Origin of the sequence: Methylomonas sp. (assembly GCF_023228165.1) — a bacterium.
Classification (GTDB): domain Bacteria; phylum Pseudomonadota; class Gammaproteobacteria; order Methylococcales; family Methylomonadaceae; genus Methylomonas.
Map to the genome: position 1 here is coordinate 1 of NZ_JALOBS010000016.1, position 15855 is coordinate 15855.

Sequence of the window (15855 nt, forward strand, 5' to 3'; positions counted from 1 at the left end):
CAGACGATTACGTCGCTGCCCGGCAAGCGGGTTTCCAACAGATTGACATCGCAATTGTTGACCCGCACGGTACACAAATAGCGGCCGGGCTCGCAATTTTTGATGCCGTGATAATTGGGCATGATGATGCGTACATCCTGACCCAAGGCGGTCAGGGCAATCGGCAGGCTGCCGGCGACGTCCGCGAGTCCGCCGGTTTTAATCAAGGGATGAGTTTCGCTGCTGGCAAAGAGGATTTTTTTCATAAGTTACACAATAGTATCGTTATGGTGTGCATGGTTTCTATTCATCGCATGAAAGTGCCACAAAGCCGAAAAACCAGAGGTTGTCCCTGTGGTTTTGTATGACCTCGGCTTGGTGGGAGTCAATTCGGCGCACTCACATTTTCAGTACTATCCCGGCCAGTGGCGGCAGAGTGACGGTAATGGAATGATGCATGTTCATCCATGGCTGAGGCTCGGAATGCACATAGCCGTTACCTTTGTTGGTGCCGTCATAGTATTCGGAATCCGAATTGAATATTTCCAGATAAACACCTTCCCTGGGCACGCCAATCCGATAATTTTCGCGCGGCACCGGGGTAAAGTTCAGAATCACGATCAGGTCTTCGCTGGCGGATTTACGCCGGTAACTGATGATGGATTGTTGATAGTCGTGGCAATCTATCCATTCGAAGCCTTGATGATCGAAATCGTATTGATATAAAGCCGAATGAGCTTGATACAGTTTGTTCAAATCTTTGACCAGGGTTTGCACGCCGCGATGGTGGGCGTAATCCAGCACGTACCAGTCTAGGTCCCGATTGACGCTCCATTCGGTGCCCTGGCCGAATTCGCAGCCCATGAACAACAGTTTTTTGCCCGGATAGGTGAACATCAGCGTGTAGAGCAGGCGCAGGTTGGCGAAGCGTTGCCATTCGTCGCCCGGCATCTTATTCAATAACGAGCCCTTGCCGTGCACGACTTCGTCATGCGAAAACGGCAATATAAAGTTTTCGGTAAAGGCGTACAACAAGCCGAAGGTCAGTTGGTCATGATGATAGGAGCGGTGTATGGGTTGTTCCTGCATGTAATGCAATATGTCATGCATCCAGCCCATGTTCCATTTCATCGAAAAGCCCAAGCCGCCGGTCCAGGTGGGGCGGGTGACTTGCGGCCAGGAAGTGGATTCTTCGGCCATGATTACGGTGCCGGGGTGTTGTTCGTGAGTGACGGCGTTCATGTTGCGCAGGAAGTCGATGGCTTCCAGGTTTTCGTTACCGCCGTACATGTTGGGAATCCACTCGTTGGCGTCGCGGGAATAATCGAGATACAGCATGGAGGCCACGGCGTCGACCCGCAAGCCGTCCAAGTGAAACTCTTCCAGCCAGAAGAAGGCGCTGGATAGTAAAAAGTTTTTCACTTCGTTGCGGCTGTAGTTGTAGATCAAGGTGCCCCAGTCGCGGTGCTCGCCTTTACGCGGGTCTTCGTGTTCGTATAAGGGCGTGCCGTCGAAGCGTCCCAAGGCGAAACTGTCTTTCGGAAAGTGGGCCGGAACCCAGTCGAGGATGACGCCGATGTCGTTTTGATGGCAACGATCCACGAAATAACGGAAGTCGTCCGGCGTACCATGCCGACTGGTCGGTGCAAAATAGCCGGTGGTCTGATAACCCCAGGAGATGTCCAGCGGGTGCTCGGTAATAGGCAATAATTCAATGTGGGTAAAACCCATGGTTTTGACGTAATCAACCAGTTTGCTGGCCAGGTCGCGATAATTTAGGAAGTTGCCACGGTTGTCGCGTTGCCACGAGCCCAGATGCACTTCGTAAATCGACATGGGTTTATGCAGCCAGTCGTGATGGGGGCGGCGTTCCATCCATTCGGTATCTTCCCATTGATAGGCATCTTCTTGAACGATGATCGCGGCCGTTTGCGGGCGAAATTCGAATTGTTGGCCGTAGGGGTCTGTTTTGACCAAAACCTCGCCGGAGTGCTGGTTGCGGATTTCGAATTTATACAGGCTGCCGATTTCCAAACCAGGAATAAACAGCTCCCAAATGCCGCAACCACCCAGATTACGCATCGGGTGACAGCGACCGTCCCAGCGATTGAAATCGCCGATGACGCCGATGCGCTCGGCATTCGGTGCCCACACGGCGAAATAAACACCTTCTACTCCATCCATGCTATGCAGATGACCGCCCAGTTTTTTGTAGATGTGCCAGTGTCTGCCTTCGGCAAACAGGTGTTGATCGAATTCGCCCAGAACCGGTCCGAATGTGTACGGATCGATATCCAAATGATCGTGACCGTCTTTGTCGGTCCAGGATAGCTCGTAGTGCTCGGCGATATCCTGACTTGCGGCGGGATAGTATTCGAATAGGTCCGTACCGGGAACGCGCGGCATTGAGGGTCCATTTTTACCAATGCTGACGGTTTCCGCATATGGCAAGAAAGCGCGGATCACGGTTTTTTGTTTATAGGTATGGCGGCCCAGAACCGAAAATGGATCGTGATGCTTGGCTTCGATAATTCTAATCAGGTCAGAATCAAGCAGGGCTTTTTTGCTTGGTTTGGTCATTTTGCAATGCCTCAGTTATAGTTAGGTTTGTTTTTAAGGGGTAGCAATCTTAATGGATGATGGGATTACAAGATTAGTACACTTGGGTTTTTACTTTTCTGTGAAGAGTAACGATAATGGACCCAAGCGGCAAGTGGAAGTCAAAAACAAATCTACTAAAAAAATGCACAAGCCGGTTTTCAGCCTGGAATTCGTTCAAATTTGGAGATAAATATAATGTCAGTCGTCAATACACAGCAATCGCAAAGACGGATCAACGAATTAACCCGTAATACCATTGCCCTAATCCTGGCTGGTGGGCGCGGCTCTAGGCTTAAGCAAATGACGGATTGGCGCGCTAAACCCGCAGTCCCGTTCGGCGGTAAGTTTCGTATCATCGATTTTCCTTTGTCTAACTGCATCAACTCCGATATTCGCAAAGTCGGTATTTTAACCCAGTATAAGGCGGACTCTCTGATTCGTCATATTCAGCAAGGGTGGGGGTTTTTACGGGGCGAGTTCGGTGAATATGTCGATCTGATGCCGGCTCAACAACGTCATGATGAGCATTCCTGGTATCAAGGCACCGCGGATGCGGTATTTCAGAATATCGACATTCTGAGAGCGCGTAATCCTGAATTTGTCTTGGTGCTGGCCGGTGATCATATTTACAAGATGGACTACGCAGCCATGATTGCCGATCATGTTGCCAATAAAGCGGACCTGACCATCGGTTGTATCGAAGTGCCTTTGGAAGACGCCAAAGCTTACGGGGTGATGGATGTGGACGATAACCGCCGGGTCAGGGCGTTTGTAGAAAAACCGGAAAATCCACCTATCATGCCGGGCCGTGAAAATACCGCTTTGGCCTCAATGGGTATCTACGTGTTTAATGCCGGTTTCTTGTGGGAACAGCTGATCAAGGATGCCGATACCAAAGAGTCCAGTCGCGATTTTGGTCGAGACATCATTCCAGCTGTTATAGATAAATACCGACTTAACGCTTATCCGTTTCTGGACTTGCAAAGCGGCCAACAAAGTTACTGGCGCGATGTGGGAACCATTGATGCCTACTGGTCAGCCAATATGGAATTAATTGGTGTCAAGCCCGATTTGAATCTGTACGATAACACTTGGCCGATTTGGACGCATCAGGCGCAAACGCCGCCGGCGAAATTTGTATTCGACGACGACGACAGACGCGGGCAAGCCATCGATTCCATGGTGTCGGGCGGCTGTGTTATTTCCGGTGCCACCGTGCGGCATTCCTTATTGTTTTCGCAGGTCCGGGTTAACTCTTACAGTGAGGTCAATGACTCGGTGATACTGCCGGAAGTGAATATTGCCCGCCATTGCCGTATTACCAAGGCGATTATTGAAAAAGCCTGCCAAGTTCCCGAAGGAACGGTGATAGGCGAGGATAGGGCTGAAGATGAAAAACGTTTTCACGTCAGCGACGGCGGGGTGGTGTTAGTGACAGCGGAAATGTTGGGTCAAAGACGCCATTATGTCAGATAGACCCCTTAGGCTGGTGCTATGTTGGCATATGCACCAGCCTGAATACAGGGACAGGCAAACGGGTGAGTTCAAGTTACCTTGGACTTATCTGCATGTGATTAAAGATTATGTCGATATGGTGGCGCATTTGGAAGCAGTGCCATCCGCCAAGGCGGTGATTAATTTTGCGCCTATCCTGCTTGAGCAGATCGAAGACTATTCCAATCAGGTCAATAGCTTTTTGCATGACCGTATCGCTATCAAAGATCCTTTGATGTCGGCGTTGGCCGATCCCAGTGTTTCCGCCGATCCTGAACAGCGCCTAAAATTATTGCACGATTGCCGCAAAGCCAACCGCGAGCGCCAAATCGACCGCTATCCGGTTTTTCGCAAATTGACTGAGATGGCGGAATGGATTCAAACCCATCATGATGCGATCAACTACGTTAACTCGCAATTCATAGCGGATATTATTGTTTGGTACCACTTAGCCTGGATGGGCGAGACGGTTAAGTTGACTGATTCGCGCGTCCAGCGCCTGATCGAAAAAGGTAGCGGTTTCTCGCTACATGATCGGATAGAAATGCTGGAAATCATTCGCGACTTGTTGTCCAAAGTATTGTATCGCTATAAATCCCTGGCCAGAAAGGGGCGTATCGAATTATCCGTAAGCCCTTATGCCCACCCCATTATGCCTTTGATGTTGGATATGCGTAGTGCTCTGGAAGCCATGCCGGATATGCAAATGCCCGCCTTGGAGGAATATGCCGGCGGTGAGGCGCGTGTTCGCTGGCATTTGGCCAAAGGCGTACAGACGTTTAAGCATTTTTTCGGATTTGAGCCCAAAGGATGTTGGCCGTCGGAAGGAAGTGTCAGTGAAGCGACGCTTAAGGTGTTATCGGAGCTTGGTTTTAAATGGACCGCAAGCGGCGGCAATGTCTTGCGTAATAGCTTAGATGCCGCCAATCCGGCGGCGTATACTTCCATACATCACCCTTTTCGGTTGGGTTCTACCGAGATTAACTGTTTCTTTCGGGATGATGGTTTGTCCGATCTGATTGGTTTTGAGTATTCCAAATGGCATGCGGATGATGCGGTGGCTGATTTTATTCAGCATTTGGAAAACATTGCAGACTTTTCGGACGAAGAGTCGCTGGTGTCCATTATTATGGACGGTGAAAATGCCTGGGAATATTTTCCCGATAATGGCTATCATTTTCTAAGTGCCTTGTACCAACGTTTGGCCGAGCATCCACGCATTGAATTAACTACCTTTTCCGAATGTCTCGAGCAAAATATACCCGCTATAATATTGCCGAAATTAGTCGCGGGTAGTTGGGTTTACGGTACATTTTCGACCTGGATAGGCGATGCCGATAAAAACTGTGGCTGGGACATGTTGGGCGATGTTAAAAATGCATTTGATAAAGTCGTTTCCAGTGGCACACTATCAGAGCATGACTTGGCATTAGCGGAACAACAATTGGCAATCTGTGAAGGTTCGGATTGGTTTTGGTGGTTTGGTGATTACAATCCGGGTGAAGCGGTCAGCGATTTTGAACAACAGTATAGGCTTAATTTAACCAATCTATACCGGCTGTTAGGTGAAGATCCGCCGACTTATTTGGCATTGTCCTTCACACAAGGTAACGGCACTCCTGCAATGGGTGGTGCCATGAGGCGTGGTAACGCAATTTATTAACTATAGGAATATATGAGTGCTCTCTTAAATAAACGCCGTGCCGGGGTATTGCTACACATTAGCTCCCTACCCGGAAAAGGCGAGTGTGGTGATATGGGCCAAGAGGCATTCAATTTTATCAATTTTCTGCACGATGTAGGTGCAACCGTTTGGCAGACTTTGCCGTTAGGTATGCCGCATGGTGACGGCTCTCCTTACCAGTGCCTCTCGGCGCATGCCGGCAATCCCGCCTTTATTAGTATCGAGTGGTTGGATAAAAAGGGTTGGTTACCCAGCGAAGAAAACTGTTCGGACTGTCATGGTGGCCATGCTTTTTGGAAGAGTTGTTTGGTAGGTAAGGCCTTTTATGGCTTTCAATCATCGGCAAAAAGGGCAGATCAACAGGACTTTAAGCGCTTTTGTAAAGAAAAAGCCGATTGGTTGGATGATTTTGCCTTATTCATTGCCTTGCGGAACGTGTTTGGGCATAAATGCTGGAATCAATGGCCGGAGGCCTTGAAGCAAAGGCGTCCGCAGGCTTTGAAGGAATCAAGAGAGCTGTTGAAGTCCGTGATAGAAAGTATCAAGTTTGAGCAGTATGTTTTCTTTAGGCAATGGTATGAATTAAAAGCTTACGCCATGGACAAGAACGTATTATTGTTCGGCGATATTCCGATTTTTGTCTCTTACGATAGTGCGGATGTTTGGGCTAACCGCGAGGTGTTCAAACTGAATACAGCGGGCGATATGGATGTGGTGGCGGGAGTACCGCCGGATTATTTCTCCGAATTTGGACAGCGTTGGGGGAATCCTCATTACGATTGGGACTATTTAAGCAAGACTGATTTTCAATGGTGGATCGAGCGCATCAAAAGTCAGAACGAGATGTTCGATATTCTGCGAATTGATCATTTTCGCGGTTTGGAAGCGGCCTGGGAAATTCCGGCCAATGAAAGCACCGCCATAAACGGACAATGGGTCAAGGCACCCGGCCATGAGCTGTTGAAAGCTATTCAGAGCGCATTTCCTAACCTGGCATTAATTGCGGAGGATTTGGGGATTATTACCGAGGAAGTTGAAGCGCTGCGGGACGACTTTAACTTGCCCGGCATGAAAATCCTGCAATTTGCGTTCGACGGTCATCCGGATAATCCCTATTTGCCGATGAATTTCGACCATAATGCAGTGGCCTATACCGGCACACATGATAACGATACCACTTTGGGCTGGTTCGAAAGCTTAAACGATGCCGAAAAACAGCGGGTGTATGATTATTTGGGTTGGTCCACTCTGCCCATGCCGGATGCGTTGGTGCATGCCGCGCTCGGTTCGGCCGCTAATCTGACCGTGATACCGATGCAGGATATTTTGCGGTTAGGTTCGGCGGATAGAATGAATACGCCAGGCACAATCGAAGGCAATTGGCGCTGGCGACTCAATTGGTCACAATTGACTGAAGAAAATGCCGGGCGTTTTGCGCATTTTGTGGGTATGTTTGGCAGGCATCTTTAATACGATGCCTTAATCATCGTCATCCTTTGCAGTCGGTTGCGCGGGAATTGGCAGCAAGGGTATGTGGTAACTGCCGATAATGCTTTGAATTTGCCGCAGGTTTTTATCGATCAGTTGGTTGAGTTGCTGTTTTCGGCTGCTGTCGCCGTGTCTGACGCCCATGGCAATCGAAAAGTCGAATTTCATGCCCGGTGTCGATTTCATCTCTAGCGTGGTGTAGCTGCCTTTGGGGCTTTGAGACTCAACATAACCCGCCATGGGTCCCCATAAAATCACCATGTCGATCAGGCCAGCGCGTAAATCTTTATCGATTTGCATCGCCACGTTGTGTTCGCTGTCTCCTGTCATGGTTTGGTAGGGGACGCCTTGCTCCAGCAAGCCATTCTTTTGTAACCAAGCCGTACCGGGCCCTCTATCGAACATGGCGATTTTGAGAGTTTCTTGTCTTTGTAACGGTAAGTTCATCAATTGCGACGGGTCGGAAATGTCATCCCAGCCACGGCCTTTAGCGATGAGTAAAACGTAAGTGGAGTGAAAATAGGGTTTGGTGGTTTCGGTTAGATCGTAACCGGCCGGCACGCCCATTACCACATCGCATTTATAGCCTTCGCCATTATCGTTTTCCGCTTTCAGGGTGTTGCGAATAAAACCAATCCGGGCTGGTAGCCATGTGTACTCAACCTGTTGTCCTAGCTGTTCGGCGAACAAGGCGGCAATTTTGTTCTCATAGCCGCTTAAATCTTTGTTGGAGTAGGGCGGATTGAGAGGATCGGCACAGACTTTAAATTTATCTTCGGCTTGGGTGGTGATAGTCATGGTGGCGAGGCCGGTTAAAACCAAGTAGCGCGCCAGGGTTGAGAATTTTTTCATCGCAGTTTCCTTTAGCTTTTTCGGGTACATAAAAAAGCCTTGGCCGATTGCTCGGCCAAGGCTTGCTTCACTACAACTAAATAAATTAGCTTAGTTAGGCAGAGCGAACACAGTCAGTGTACCACCCAATTTGGTATAAGAACCCAAGCTTCTGTATGCACCTACAGCGCCCAAGCCTTCTGTGTTGGTAGAATCGGAACCGTCATCCAGGCCGGCGGCGATACCAATACCAGCCCAGCCACCGATACCCGACAGAACGCCAACATATTGTTTGCCTTCGAATTCCCAGGTATTGACGTTACCAATGATGCCTGATGGGGTTTTGAATTTGTACAATTCTTTACCGGTTTTAGCATCAACCGCTTTCAGGTAACCTTCCAGTGTGCCGTAGAATACCACGCCGCCAGCGGTAGCAACCGAACCTGACCAGACAGAGAATTGTTCTTTGTTGGACCAAACGATTTTACCGGTTTTGGCATCCCAGGCAGTGAATTGACCCAGGTTAGTAGTGCCGTCTTTTTTACCGGTCATAACGTCAGCACCGGCTGGCATCATGTTCAGTGTGGCGCCTACGTAAGGTTGACCCGCAGTGTAAGAAACCTCGAAAGGTTCGTACTCCATGCACAAGTGGTTGCCTGAGATATAGAACAAGCCGGTTTGTGGAGAGTAAGAAACAGGTTGTTGGTTTTTAGCGCCCAACGCAGCAGGGCAAGTGCCTACAGTGTTGACGTCTTCGCCGTTATGTTCGGTAGAGAACTCAGGCACAACGTCAGGACGACCTGTTTTCATGTCGACATGGGTCAGCCAGTTGACTGATTTGTCGAATGTTTCGGCAACCAACAGTTCACCGGTTTCGCGGTCCAGGGTGTAGCCAACGCCGTTACGGTCGAAATGCACGATGGTTTTGTGCATTTTGCCTTTCACTTCTTGGTCAACCAGAACGGTTTCGTTAATGCCGTCGTAATCCCACTCATCGTGTGGAGTCATTTGGTAAACCCATTTAACTTCACCGGTGTCGGCGTCACGAGCCCACAATGACATGGACCATTTGTTGTCGCCTGGACGTTGAATTGGGTTCCAGGTAGATGGGTTGCCTGAACCGTAATAAACCAGGTTCAGTTTAGGATCGTAAGAATACCAACCCCAGGTGGTGCCGCCGCCGATTTTCCATTGGTCACCTTGCCAGGTGCTCAAGCTGGAGTTTTCGCCGACTGGTGTGACTTTGCCGTCTTTCCAGGTAGTGGTTTTGGTTGGGTTGATCAAAGTGTCTTTGTCCGGACCCATGCTGTAACCTTTCCACTCCAATTGACCGGTGCGGATGTTATAAGCAGCCAAGAAGCCACGTACGCCAAACTCGCCGCCGGAAATACCGGTAATGACTTTGTCGTTAACAACGATAGGTGCGTTGGTGTTGGTCATACCCAATTTTGGGTCGCCGTTTTGTACACTCCATACGCGTTTACCGGTTTTGGCATCCAGTGCAGTCAGAACAGTGTCTGATTGTTGCAGGAAGATTTTGCCGTCGCCGTAAGCCAGACCGCGGTTAACGGTGTCGCAGCACATCACAGGGATGGTTACGTCGGCATCCATGGTTGGGGTGAATTCCCAGATCACGGATTGGGTTTTTTGGTCGATTGCGTAAACAGTGTTAGGGAATGGGGTATGGATAAACATGACACCATTAACAACCAAAGGTCCGCCCTCATGACCACGCAGTACGCCGGTAGAGAAAGACCAAGCCGGTTGCAGGTTTTTTACGTTTTGAGCATTGATTTGCGACAGTTTGCTGTAGCGAGTACCGGCATAGTCACCACCCCAAGACGCCCAGTTGGCGGGATCTTGAGTCAATTTTTCCAGGTCGCTATTCGCAGTTGATACAGTTGGTGCAGCAAGTAAAGTAGCTACAGTCGAAGCAAGCAGCCAGTTTTTTACAGGCTTCATATGTTTCCTCCCGGTAATCTGCTGAAAGACAGAGTACGTTTTTGTTTTGTTAAGACTAATATTAGTTTTAAAGCTCTGAGTTGGATGACCGTCTTAAGAGGCTCTATCGGCAGTTGCCGAGCGCAGTTGGATAGCCAAACCAGTTGCGTAAATTGAAGGATTTTTCCCTAAAAGTCAACCGGAAAAAGTCTTGCAGTAGGGTGCCTGGTAAATAATTCCAACTCTAATAATAGTTTACAAAATCATTGTTTAAATTATTTAGGCCGCAAACAACCGGACAGAGGGCTTGTATGACCGATTTGGGTGCTGTGCGGTGCTTCCCGGTTCCGGCGTTTAAATGCCGTATATATTAGTTTTTAGATACAGCCCTGTGGCTGGTTGTCGCTTGATTGGTGCGACAGCGCGTTAATCAATCAAAGGCCGACGCCCACTCCGCCTAATCCGCAATATCCCTGTGGGTTTTTAGCTAGATATTGTTGATGCTCATCTTCGGCATAATAAAAAGGCGCCGAGTTACGGACTTCGGTGGTAATTTTGCCCATCCCCGCTTGTGTTAGATGGGCTTGATACTGGTCAAGCGTCTGGTACGCCAATTTAGATTGCGCCTCGTCGAATACATCGATACTTGATCGATACTGGGTGCCGGTGTCGTTGCCTTGGCGCATGCCTTGGGTGGGGTTGTGGGATTCCCAAAAAAGTCGTAACAAGTCCAGATAGCTTATTTGCTCGGGGTTGAATATGACTAGTACTACCTCGTTATGGCCGGTCAGGCCGGTGCATATTTCCTGGTAAGTGGGATTGGGCGTGTAACCGCCGGCATAGCCAGCGGCGGTACTGAAAACGCCGGGCTGTTGCCAGAATTTGCGTTCCGCCCCCCAAAAGCAGCCCATGCCGAATTGGGCTTTTTGAAGGTGCGAGGGGAAAGGGGGCTGGGTGGGGTTGCCGGAAACGACATGCAGGGGGTTAATCAGCATAACTTGAGTTCGGCCTGGTAGTGCTTGTTCCGGTGTGGGAAGGTTGGTTTTTTTCATTAAAAAACTCATAACGGGTGATCCGAAGTCGAATGAATGAGGTTAGCGGATTATAATCGCCATACTATTTAATATTGATATTAATTTATGAAACAACAAGATTGCCTGCGACGTTTTTTATTTGAAGAATTAGGCGTGCGCGGCGAATGGGTAAGGCTTAATCAAAGTTGGCAGCAAGCCAAACGGCACCAAGTGCTCGTCAATCATGCGGTCGAATCCCAATTGGGTCAGGCTTTAGCCGCCGTCGTACTGTTGTCGGCCACCATTAAATTTAAAGGGGCGATGGTTATGCAAATTCAGGGCGGCGGCGAGTTAAAAGCCCTGGTGGCGCAAGCAACTAACGAAGGCAAGATCCGCGGCTTGGTGAGGAGCGAGGAAAATGTATCGGGGGATCATCTGCTGGCAATGCTGGGAGATGGCGGCCGTTTGGTGTTAACGGTGGAATCCGAGCATGGCGAACCCTACCAGGGTATAGTCGGCGTTGCAGAGCAGAGCTTGGCTGGCGTGTTGAAAACCTATTTTGTTCAGTCCGAGCAGTTGGATACCCGCTTATGGTTGTTTGCCAATGAAGAGTTTGCCGCCGGCTTGTTTTTGCAGGAATTGCCCGACGACAATCGAGATAAAGCCGACTGGCAGCGTATCAAAATATTGGTCGACACGATTACGGAAGAAGAAATGCTGGCGCTGGATTGCGAACAGCTACTGCATCGTCTGTTCCATGAAGATAAGGTCAGATTATTTGATCCTCAGCCCATCGAATTTAAATGTAACTGTTCCCGACAAAAAATAGGCGGCACTTTAGCAGCCTTGGGCAGGTCGGAGCTTGAAAGCATATTGCATGAGCGGGAAATGGTGGAAGTGGACTGTCAATTTTGCGGTGCGCAATATGGCTTTGACCGAATCGACGTGGAAAACTTGCTGTCTAACCCCGTCATTAATGAGAACGAGTCGCCGACTCGACACTGAGGGTGTCATGAAAAAACTGAATCGCTATGTTCGCTTAATTTTGCTGACCGGGTTGTTGGTCACGCAAACAGGCTGTCTGGAATGGCTGCACGCTTATCAGACCTATTTGCAAATGGAAGAGTTCGACCGCTATTTCACGGTAACGGCTAACGAAGATTTCACGGTGCATTTCAAACAACCCAGATTGGTTAGCGACGATTTTGTGGCCTTGGCCAAGTTGCACGCCAGTAGTGAAGAACAAACCCCGGCCGGCAAGCGTTGGCGCTATTGGTTTCGGAAGATCGATCAAAATAGCAATTTAGTGGATCCTGAAATCAGCTTTTATTGCGATTTGGCCTTCGACAAAGAGGATAGAGTCACTGAATGGTCTTTTTCCAAATTGTTTTTACAAATCGCCCCGCCCGAATTTCTGGAAGCTTCGTTCCGATCCCTGGGAGGTGCCGAGATAAACGAAGGCAAAAAGCAGTTGCGTGCAAAAGCGGAATTGGTTGATAAAATTGCGGCCGATTTGCCCAAAAAAGCCATTGTTATTCAGAAGTTGGGCGAGCCTTTGGAAATCGAAGATCAGGAAAAACTGGAAATTTACAAGTACCAGTTCCGCCTGGATGCCCGCGAGATTGAAGAGGGCTACGAAGATAGGGCGCTGAGCGAAGTGAGGCTGTCATTCGATAAAACCAGCAGCGAGTTGGTGAAAATGTCGGGGCGTTTCGCTGGATTGAAAATTTCCATTAATTATCGCGATTTTCTGGAAGAGGACGATAGCAAAATCGCCGGTTTGTAACAAAGCAAAGCCGATCCCAAACACAGGTAAACTTGTTTGGGACCGGAACAGTTATTCCGGTTGCCGATATGACCGTTCAATTCAGGTTATGCCTCCCAACTGCCCAAATAAAAGCATTCGGATAAAGGTTTTCTTGCACGCGCTTTTAGCTCGGTTTCCTTGAGGTCAGCCGGTAATTGGTCCGCGGCAGCCTGATAACCGACGGCAATCACCGACATCGGGCTGCAAGTATCGGGTAGGTCGAATAATTGTTTGCATTGATCGGCGTCGAAACCGCCCATTTGATGGGTGGCCAATCCCATTGCGGTTGCTTGCAAACATAAGCTAATGCTTGCCGCACCAGTGTCGTAGCCAGACCAGCGATTAGGTTTGCCGTTGTGGCCAAAGTCATGCATGGACAGGGACAATATTAAAACAGGCGCGTTTTTAGCCCAAATCTGATTTTTTTCGCCCAGCGCGCTGAATAATTTTTCCCAGGCACTTAGGTGCGTAGTTCTATCGCAAACCAGAAATCGCCAAGGCTGATCATTAAAACAGGAAGGCGCCCAACGGGCCGCTTCCAATAAGGCAGTCAGGGTTTGGGAATCTATGCTTTTATCGGCGGCAAAAGACCGGGGGCTCCAGCGATTCAGCAAGATGTCATGAATGGGCGTGCTACTAATGGCGGGTTTGTTCTGCATAATGATGTCCTATGGCAAAGTCAGAGAGGCGCTCTAAGCCGGGTTTTTACATCAGTCTTGCCAAGCATGTAAAGAATTGATCTCCACCAAACGCTGCGCAATACTCATTACTCAAAAAATTGACATCAGAAAAAAAATATTTATAATGGGCGCTCTTTCCGTCTGAAAGCGGAATTGCCGAGGTGGTGAAATTGGTAGACGCGCTAGCTTCAGGTGCTAGTAGGGGTAACCCTGTGGAGGTTCAAGTCCTCTCCTCGGCACCATTAAATTTAAGAAAATCATAGTCTTATGGTTTGGTTTATGTAAATTTGATGTGACCACAAAATTATTCCCGATGTTTTTCAGCGAATTTTTTTACCTCGTTAGGTAAGTGTTTTGGATGGCTTCCAGGGAACGGCTTAATAGGTCTCGGAAAATTTGGATGGGATTTTATCTCGTTGGCTTTTGATCTACCTGCTCCAAAAAAATACGCAACATCTTCAATGTCCCATAACCTGTCATTTTTCGCTTTATCCTCAAGAGCTATCAGTATTCTTTCAATTGTTTGTTAAATTGTCCTAGTGTGGCCTTTGGGTTAGTTGATGCGGTGCAATCAGAAGTGTCGATCTAGCCATAGCAGGAATTGTTTCAATCAGAAATCCCCACTTCATCGGTTGAAAACCCTTCGATATCACCTCGGAATATCACCGAGCCAGTCATGAAAGAAAAACACCTAACATTTCAAGAAAAGCAAAAGGGCATTGCATTCGATTCATTATTTGGTCCCTATCCGGCGGGCGCTAACAAGATCACTATTACCGACGTTTATCAGGCATGAACAATCAACGCTGACAGGTTTAGTGAGAAGAATGTAATGGTCGGACTCTTAGTGCAGCTACTGTACTGTAGTTAACATTCTTGCACCAATTTGACTCGCGAAACCAATCTAGTTGTAATAAATTGGTGCAATTTACTGCGGCTATTATTGAGCGTAAATCCACTGCAAGGATTTTTATATTATAAAACAATCAACTAAAAAAATATAACAGTATGGCACTATAATTGCTAAAGTAAAAATAGCAGAGAGATCATGATGCTTTTCGAGGCTTATGATCGATTTGAATAGGTGACTAGGGTTCCGGTTTTAATAAACGTCTGGACCGAGAGTTGCCGACCTCTTTTGCGGGGTTACACGGCGGGATAAAAGCCCGGGAGATCATCATAGATCTTCCTGCGCCCGTATTTTGCCGTTAACCTTAAAGAGAGGCCCGCCCTATGTCAAAACCGACAACATCTTCCCCTACAAGCATTATTTCAGGACTGTTAATCGTATTTTGCCTGTTATTCTCCCCCGGTTACGCCGCAGCCAAGGATAATAAATTCCGTATTGCATGGTCTATTTATGTGGGCTGGATGCCTTGGGATTATGGTGACAAATCCGGTATTGTCAAAAAATGGGCCGACAAATACGGCATAGAAATCGATATCGTTCAAGTCAACGACTATGTTGAGTCCATCAACCAATACACCACGGGTGGTTTTGACGGATGCGTCATGACCAACATGGACGCATTGACCATTCCGGCCGCTGGCGGTGTGGACTCTACCGCGCTTATCGTCGGTGATTTTTCCAATGGCAATGACGGCATTATCCTCAAAGGGCACGATAAACTAGAAGCAATCAAAGGCCAAAAAGTCAATCTAGTCGAACTCTCCGTGTCCCACTATTTGTTGGTCCGCGCGCTGGACACCATCGGTTCTCGTGAGCGCGACCTTAAAGTGGTCAACACCTCCGATGCCGATCTGGTATCGGCTTTTGCCTCCGCCGATGTCACTGCAGTCGTCACCTGGAATCCGTTGCTAAGCGAAATACTAAAAACGCCCGATGCTCATAAAGTCTTTGACTCCTCGAAAATCCCCGGTGAAATTATCGACCTGCTGGTCGTCAACACGAAAACCCTCGAACAAAATCCCAATTTAGGTAAGGCGCTGGTCGGCGCCTGGTACGAAATCATGACTGTCATGGCTAAAGAGGATGCGCAAGGCCATTCGGCGAAAGGCGCAATGGCTACGGCGGCCGGAACCGATCTTGCCGGATTCGAAAGCCAACTAAATACGACACGGATGTTTTATCAAGCCGGCGATGCGCTTGATTTCAGTCTCAGTAATAACTTAATCAAAACCATGGAGCGTGTCGCCGAATTCTCCTTTGAACATGGTTTATTGGGAGAGTCGGCCGCTCATGCAGGTTATGTCGGGATCTCTTATCCTAACGAAAAAGTCTCCGGAGACACTTCTAATATCAAGCTTCGATTCAATTCGGACTATACCCGACTGGCGGCCGAAAAAGCGCTTTAATTCAAGCCTTTCTAATAGAGG

At 48.5% G+C, this 15855-nt stretch carries 12 protein-coding genes, 1 tRNA gene and 1 riboswitch; of the genes, 7 read left to right on the forward strand and 6 right to left on the reverse strand.

Annotation, left to right across the window (positions count from 1 at the left end; genetic code table 11):
- Together M0R33_RS13205 and glgB are read right to left on the reverse strand one after the other, a co-directional pair.
- On the reverse strand, positions 1-245 hold a 245-nt coding region (locus tag M0R33_RS13205; RefSeq protein WP_292569827.1), incomplete at its 3' end, for a glycogen/starch synthase.
- 133 nt (positions 246-378) lie between these two features.
- A complete protein-coding gene (glgB, locus tag M0R33_RS13210; RefSeq protein WP_292569830.1) occupies positions 379-2559 on the reverse strand; it encodes a 1,4-alpha-glucan branching protein GlgB in 2181 nt (726 codons plus the stop codon).
- 216 nt (positions 2560-2775) lie between these two features.
- Between glgB and glgC the strand changes: the two genes are divergently transcribed.
- The 3 genes from glgC to malQ are packed head-to-tail and all read left to right on the forward strand — an operon-like array spanning position 2776 to position 7228.
- Entirely contained in the window at positions 2776-4056 is a 1281-nt protein-coding gene (gene glgC / locus M0R33_RS13215; protein WP_292569832.1) for a glucose-1-phosphate adenylyltransferase, read from the forward strand.
- Positions 4046-5737, forward strand: coding sequence for a glycoside hydrolase family 57 protein (locus M0R33_RS13220; RefSeq protein WP_292569835.1), 1692 nt, complete (start codon positions 4046-4048; stop codon positions 5735-5737). The genes glgC and M0R33_RS13220 overlap by 11 nt, the downstream gene beginning before the upstream one ends.
- Before the next feature lie 12 nt (positions 5738-5749).
- Positions 5750-7228 (forward strand): 4-alpha-glucanotransferase, encoded by a 1479-nt coding sequence (gene malQ, locus M0R33_RS13225; protein ID WP_292569838.1) that lies wholly within the window; start codon positions 5750-5752, stop codon positions 7226-7228.
- 9 nt (positions 7229-7237) lie between these two features.
- On the opposite strand, the gene M0R33_RS13230 is transcribed toward malQ, so the two are convergent.
- The 3 genes from M0R33_RS13230 to msrA form a co-directional block, all read right to left on the reverse strand.
- On the reverse strand, positions 7238-8098 hold the full coding sequence (locus M0R33_RS13230) for a quinoprotein dehydrogenase-associated putative ABC transporter substrate-binding protein (protein ID WP_292569840.1): 861 nt from the start codon (positions 8096-8098) through the stop codon (positions 7238-7240).
- Between the two features lie 90 nt (positions 8099-8188).
- Positions 8189-10039, reverse strand: coding sequence for a methanol/ethanol family PQQ-dependent dehydrogenase (locus M0R33_RS13235; RefSeq protein WP_292569843.1), 1851 nt, complete (start codon positions 10037-10039; stop codon positions 8189-8191).
- A 413-nt stretch (positions 10040-10452) separates the two neighbouring features.
- A complete protein-coding gene (gene msrA / locus M0R33_RS13240) occupies positions 10453-11082 on the reverse strand; it encodes a peptide-methionine (S)-S-oxide reductase MsrA (protein WP_292569846.1) in 630 nt (209 codons plus the stop codon).
- Between the two features lie 75 nt (positions 11083-11157).
- Between msrA and hslO the strand changes: the two genes are divergently transcribed.
- Positions 11158-12036, forward strand: coding sequence for an Hsp33 family molecular chaperone HslO (hslO, locus tag M0R33_RS13245; RefSeq protein WP_292569849.1), 879 nt, complete (start codon positions 11158-11160; stop codon positions 12034-12036).
- A gap of 7 nt (positions 12037-12043) precedes the next feature.
- Positions 12044-12817 (forward strand): hypothetical protein, encoded by a 774-nt coding sequence (locus M0R33_RS13250; RefSeq protein ID WP_292569852.1) that lies wholly within the window; start codon positions 12044-12046, stop codon positions 12815-12817.
- A gap of 86 nt (positions 12818-12903) precedes the next feature.
- On the opposite strand, the gene M0R33_RS13255 is transcribed toward M0R33_RS13250, so the two are convergent.
- Entirely contained in the window at positions 12904-13497 is a 594-nt protein-coding gene (locus M0R33_RS13255) for a nitroreductase family protein (RefSeq protein WP_292569856.1), read from the reverse strand.
- Positions 13498-13673: 176 nt separating this feature from the next.
- Between M0R33_RS13255 and M0R33_RS13260 the strand changes: the two genes are divergently transcribed.
- Both M0R33_RS13260 and M0R33_RS13265 read left to right on the forward strand, forming a co-directional pair.
- Positions 13674-13760: transfer RNA gene (locus tag M0R33_RS13260), tRNA-Leu, on the forward strand.
- An 835-nt stretch (positions 13761-14595) separates the two neighbouring features.
- Positions 14596-14693: riboswitch (guanidine-I (ykkC/yxkD leader) on the forward strand.
- 58 nt (positions 14694-14751) lie between these two features.
- A complete protein-coding gene (locus tag M0R33_RS13265; RefSeq protein WP_292569859.1) occupies positions 14752-15834 on the forward strand; it encodes a putative urea ABC transporter substrate-binding protein in 1083 nt (360 codons plus the stop codon).
- Positions 15835-15855 lie beyond the last annotated feature (21 nt).

What these genes read in the sequence shown, in the direction of transcription:
- glgB (WP_292569830.1), bottom strand. Translation starts at nt 2,559, where the DNA reads ATGACCAAACCAAGCAAAAAAGCCCTGCTTGATTCTGACCTGATTAGA.
- glgC (WP_292569832.1), top strand. Translation starts at nt 2,776, where the DNA reads ATGTCAGTCGTCAATACACAGCAATCGCAAAGACGGATCAACGAATTA.
- M0R33_RS13220 (WP_292569835.1), top strand. Translation starts at nt 4,046, where the DNA reads ATGTCAGATAGACCCCTTAGGCTGGTGCTATGTTGGCATATGCACCAG.
- malQ (WP_292569838.1), top strand. Translation starts at nt 5,750, where the DNA reads ATGAGTGCTCTCTTAAATAAACGCCGTGCCGGGGTATTGCTACACATT.
- M0R33_RS13230 (WP_292569840.1), bottom strand. Translation starts at nt 8,098, where the DNA reads ATGAAAAAATTCTCAACCCTGGCGCGCTACTTGGTTTTAACCGGCCTC.
- M0R33_RS13235 (WP_292569843.1), bottom strand. Translation starts at nt 10,039, where the DNA reads ATGAAGCCTGTAAAAAACTGGCTGCTTGCTTCGACTGTAGCTACTTTA.
- msrA (WP_292569846.1), bottom strand. Translation starts at nt 11,082, where the DNA reads ATGAGTTTTTTAATGAAAAAAACCAACCTTCCCACACCGGAACAAGCA.
- hslO (WP_292569849.1), top strand. Translation starts at nt 11,158, where the DNA reads ATGAAACAACAAGATTGCCTGCGACGTTTTTTATTTGAAGAATTAGGC.
- M0R33_RS13250 (WP_292569852.1), top strand. Translation starts at nt 12,044, where the DNA reads ATGAAAAAACTGAATCGCTATGTTCGCTTAATTTTGCTGACCGGGTTG.
- M0R33_RS13255 (WP_292569856.1), bottom strand. Translation starts at nt 13,497, where the DNA reads ATGCAGAACAAACCCGCCATTAGTAGCACGCCCATTCATGACATCTTG.
- M0R33_RS13265 (WP_292569859.1), top strand. Translation starts at nt 14,752, where the DNA reads ATGTCAAAACCGACAACATCTTCCCCTACAAGCATTATTTCAGGACTG.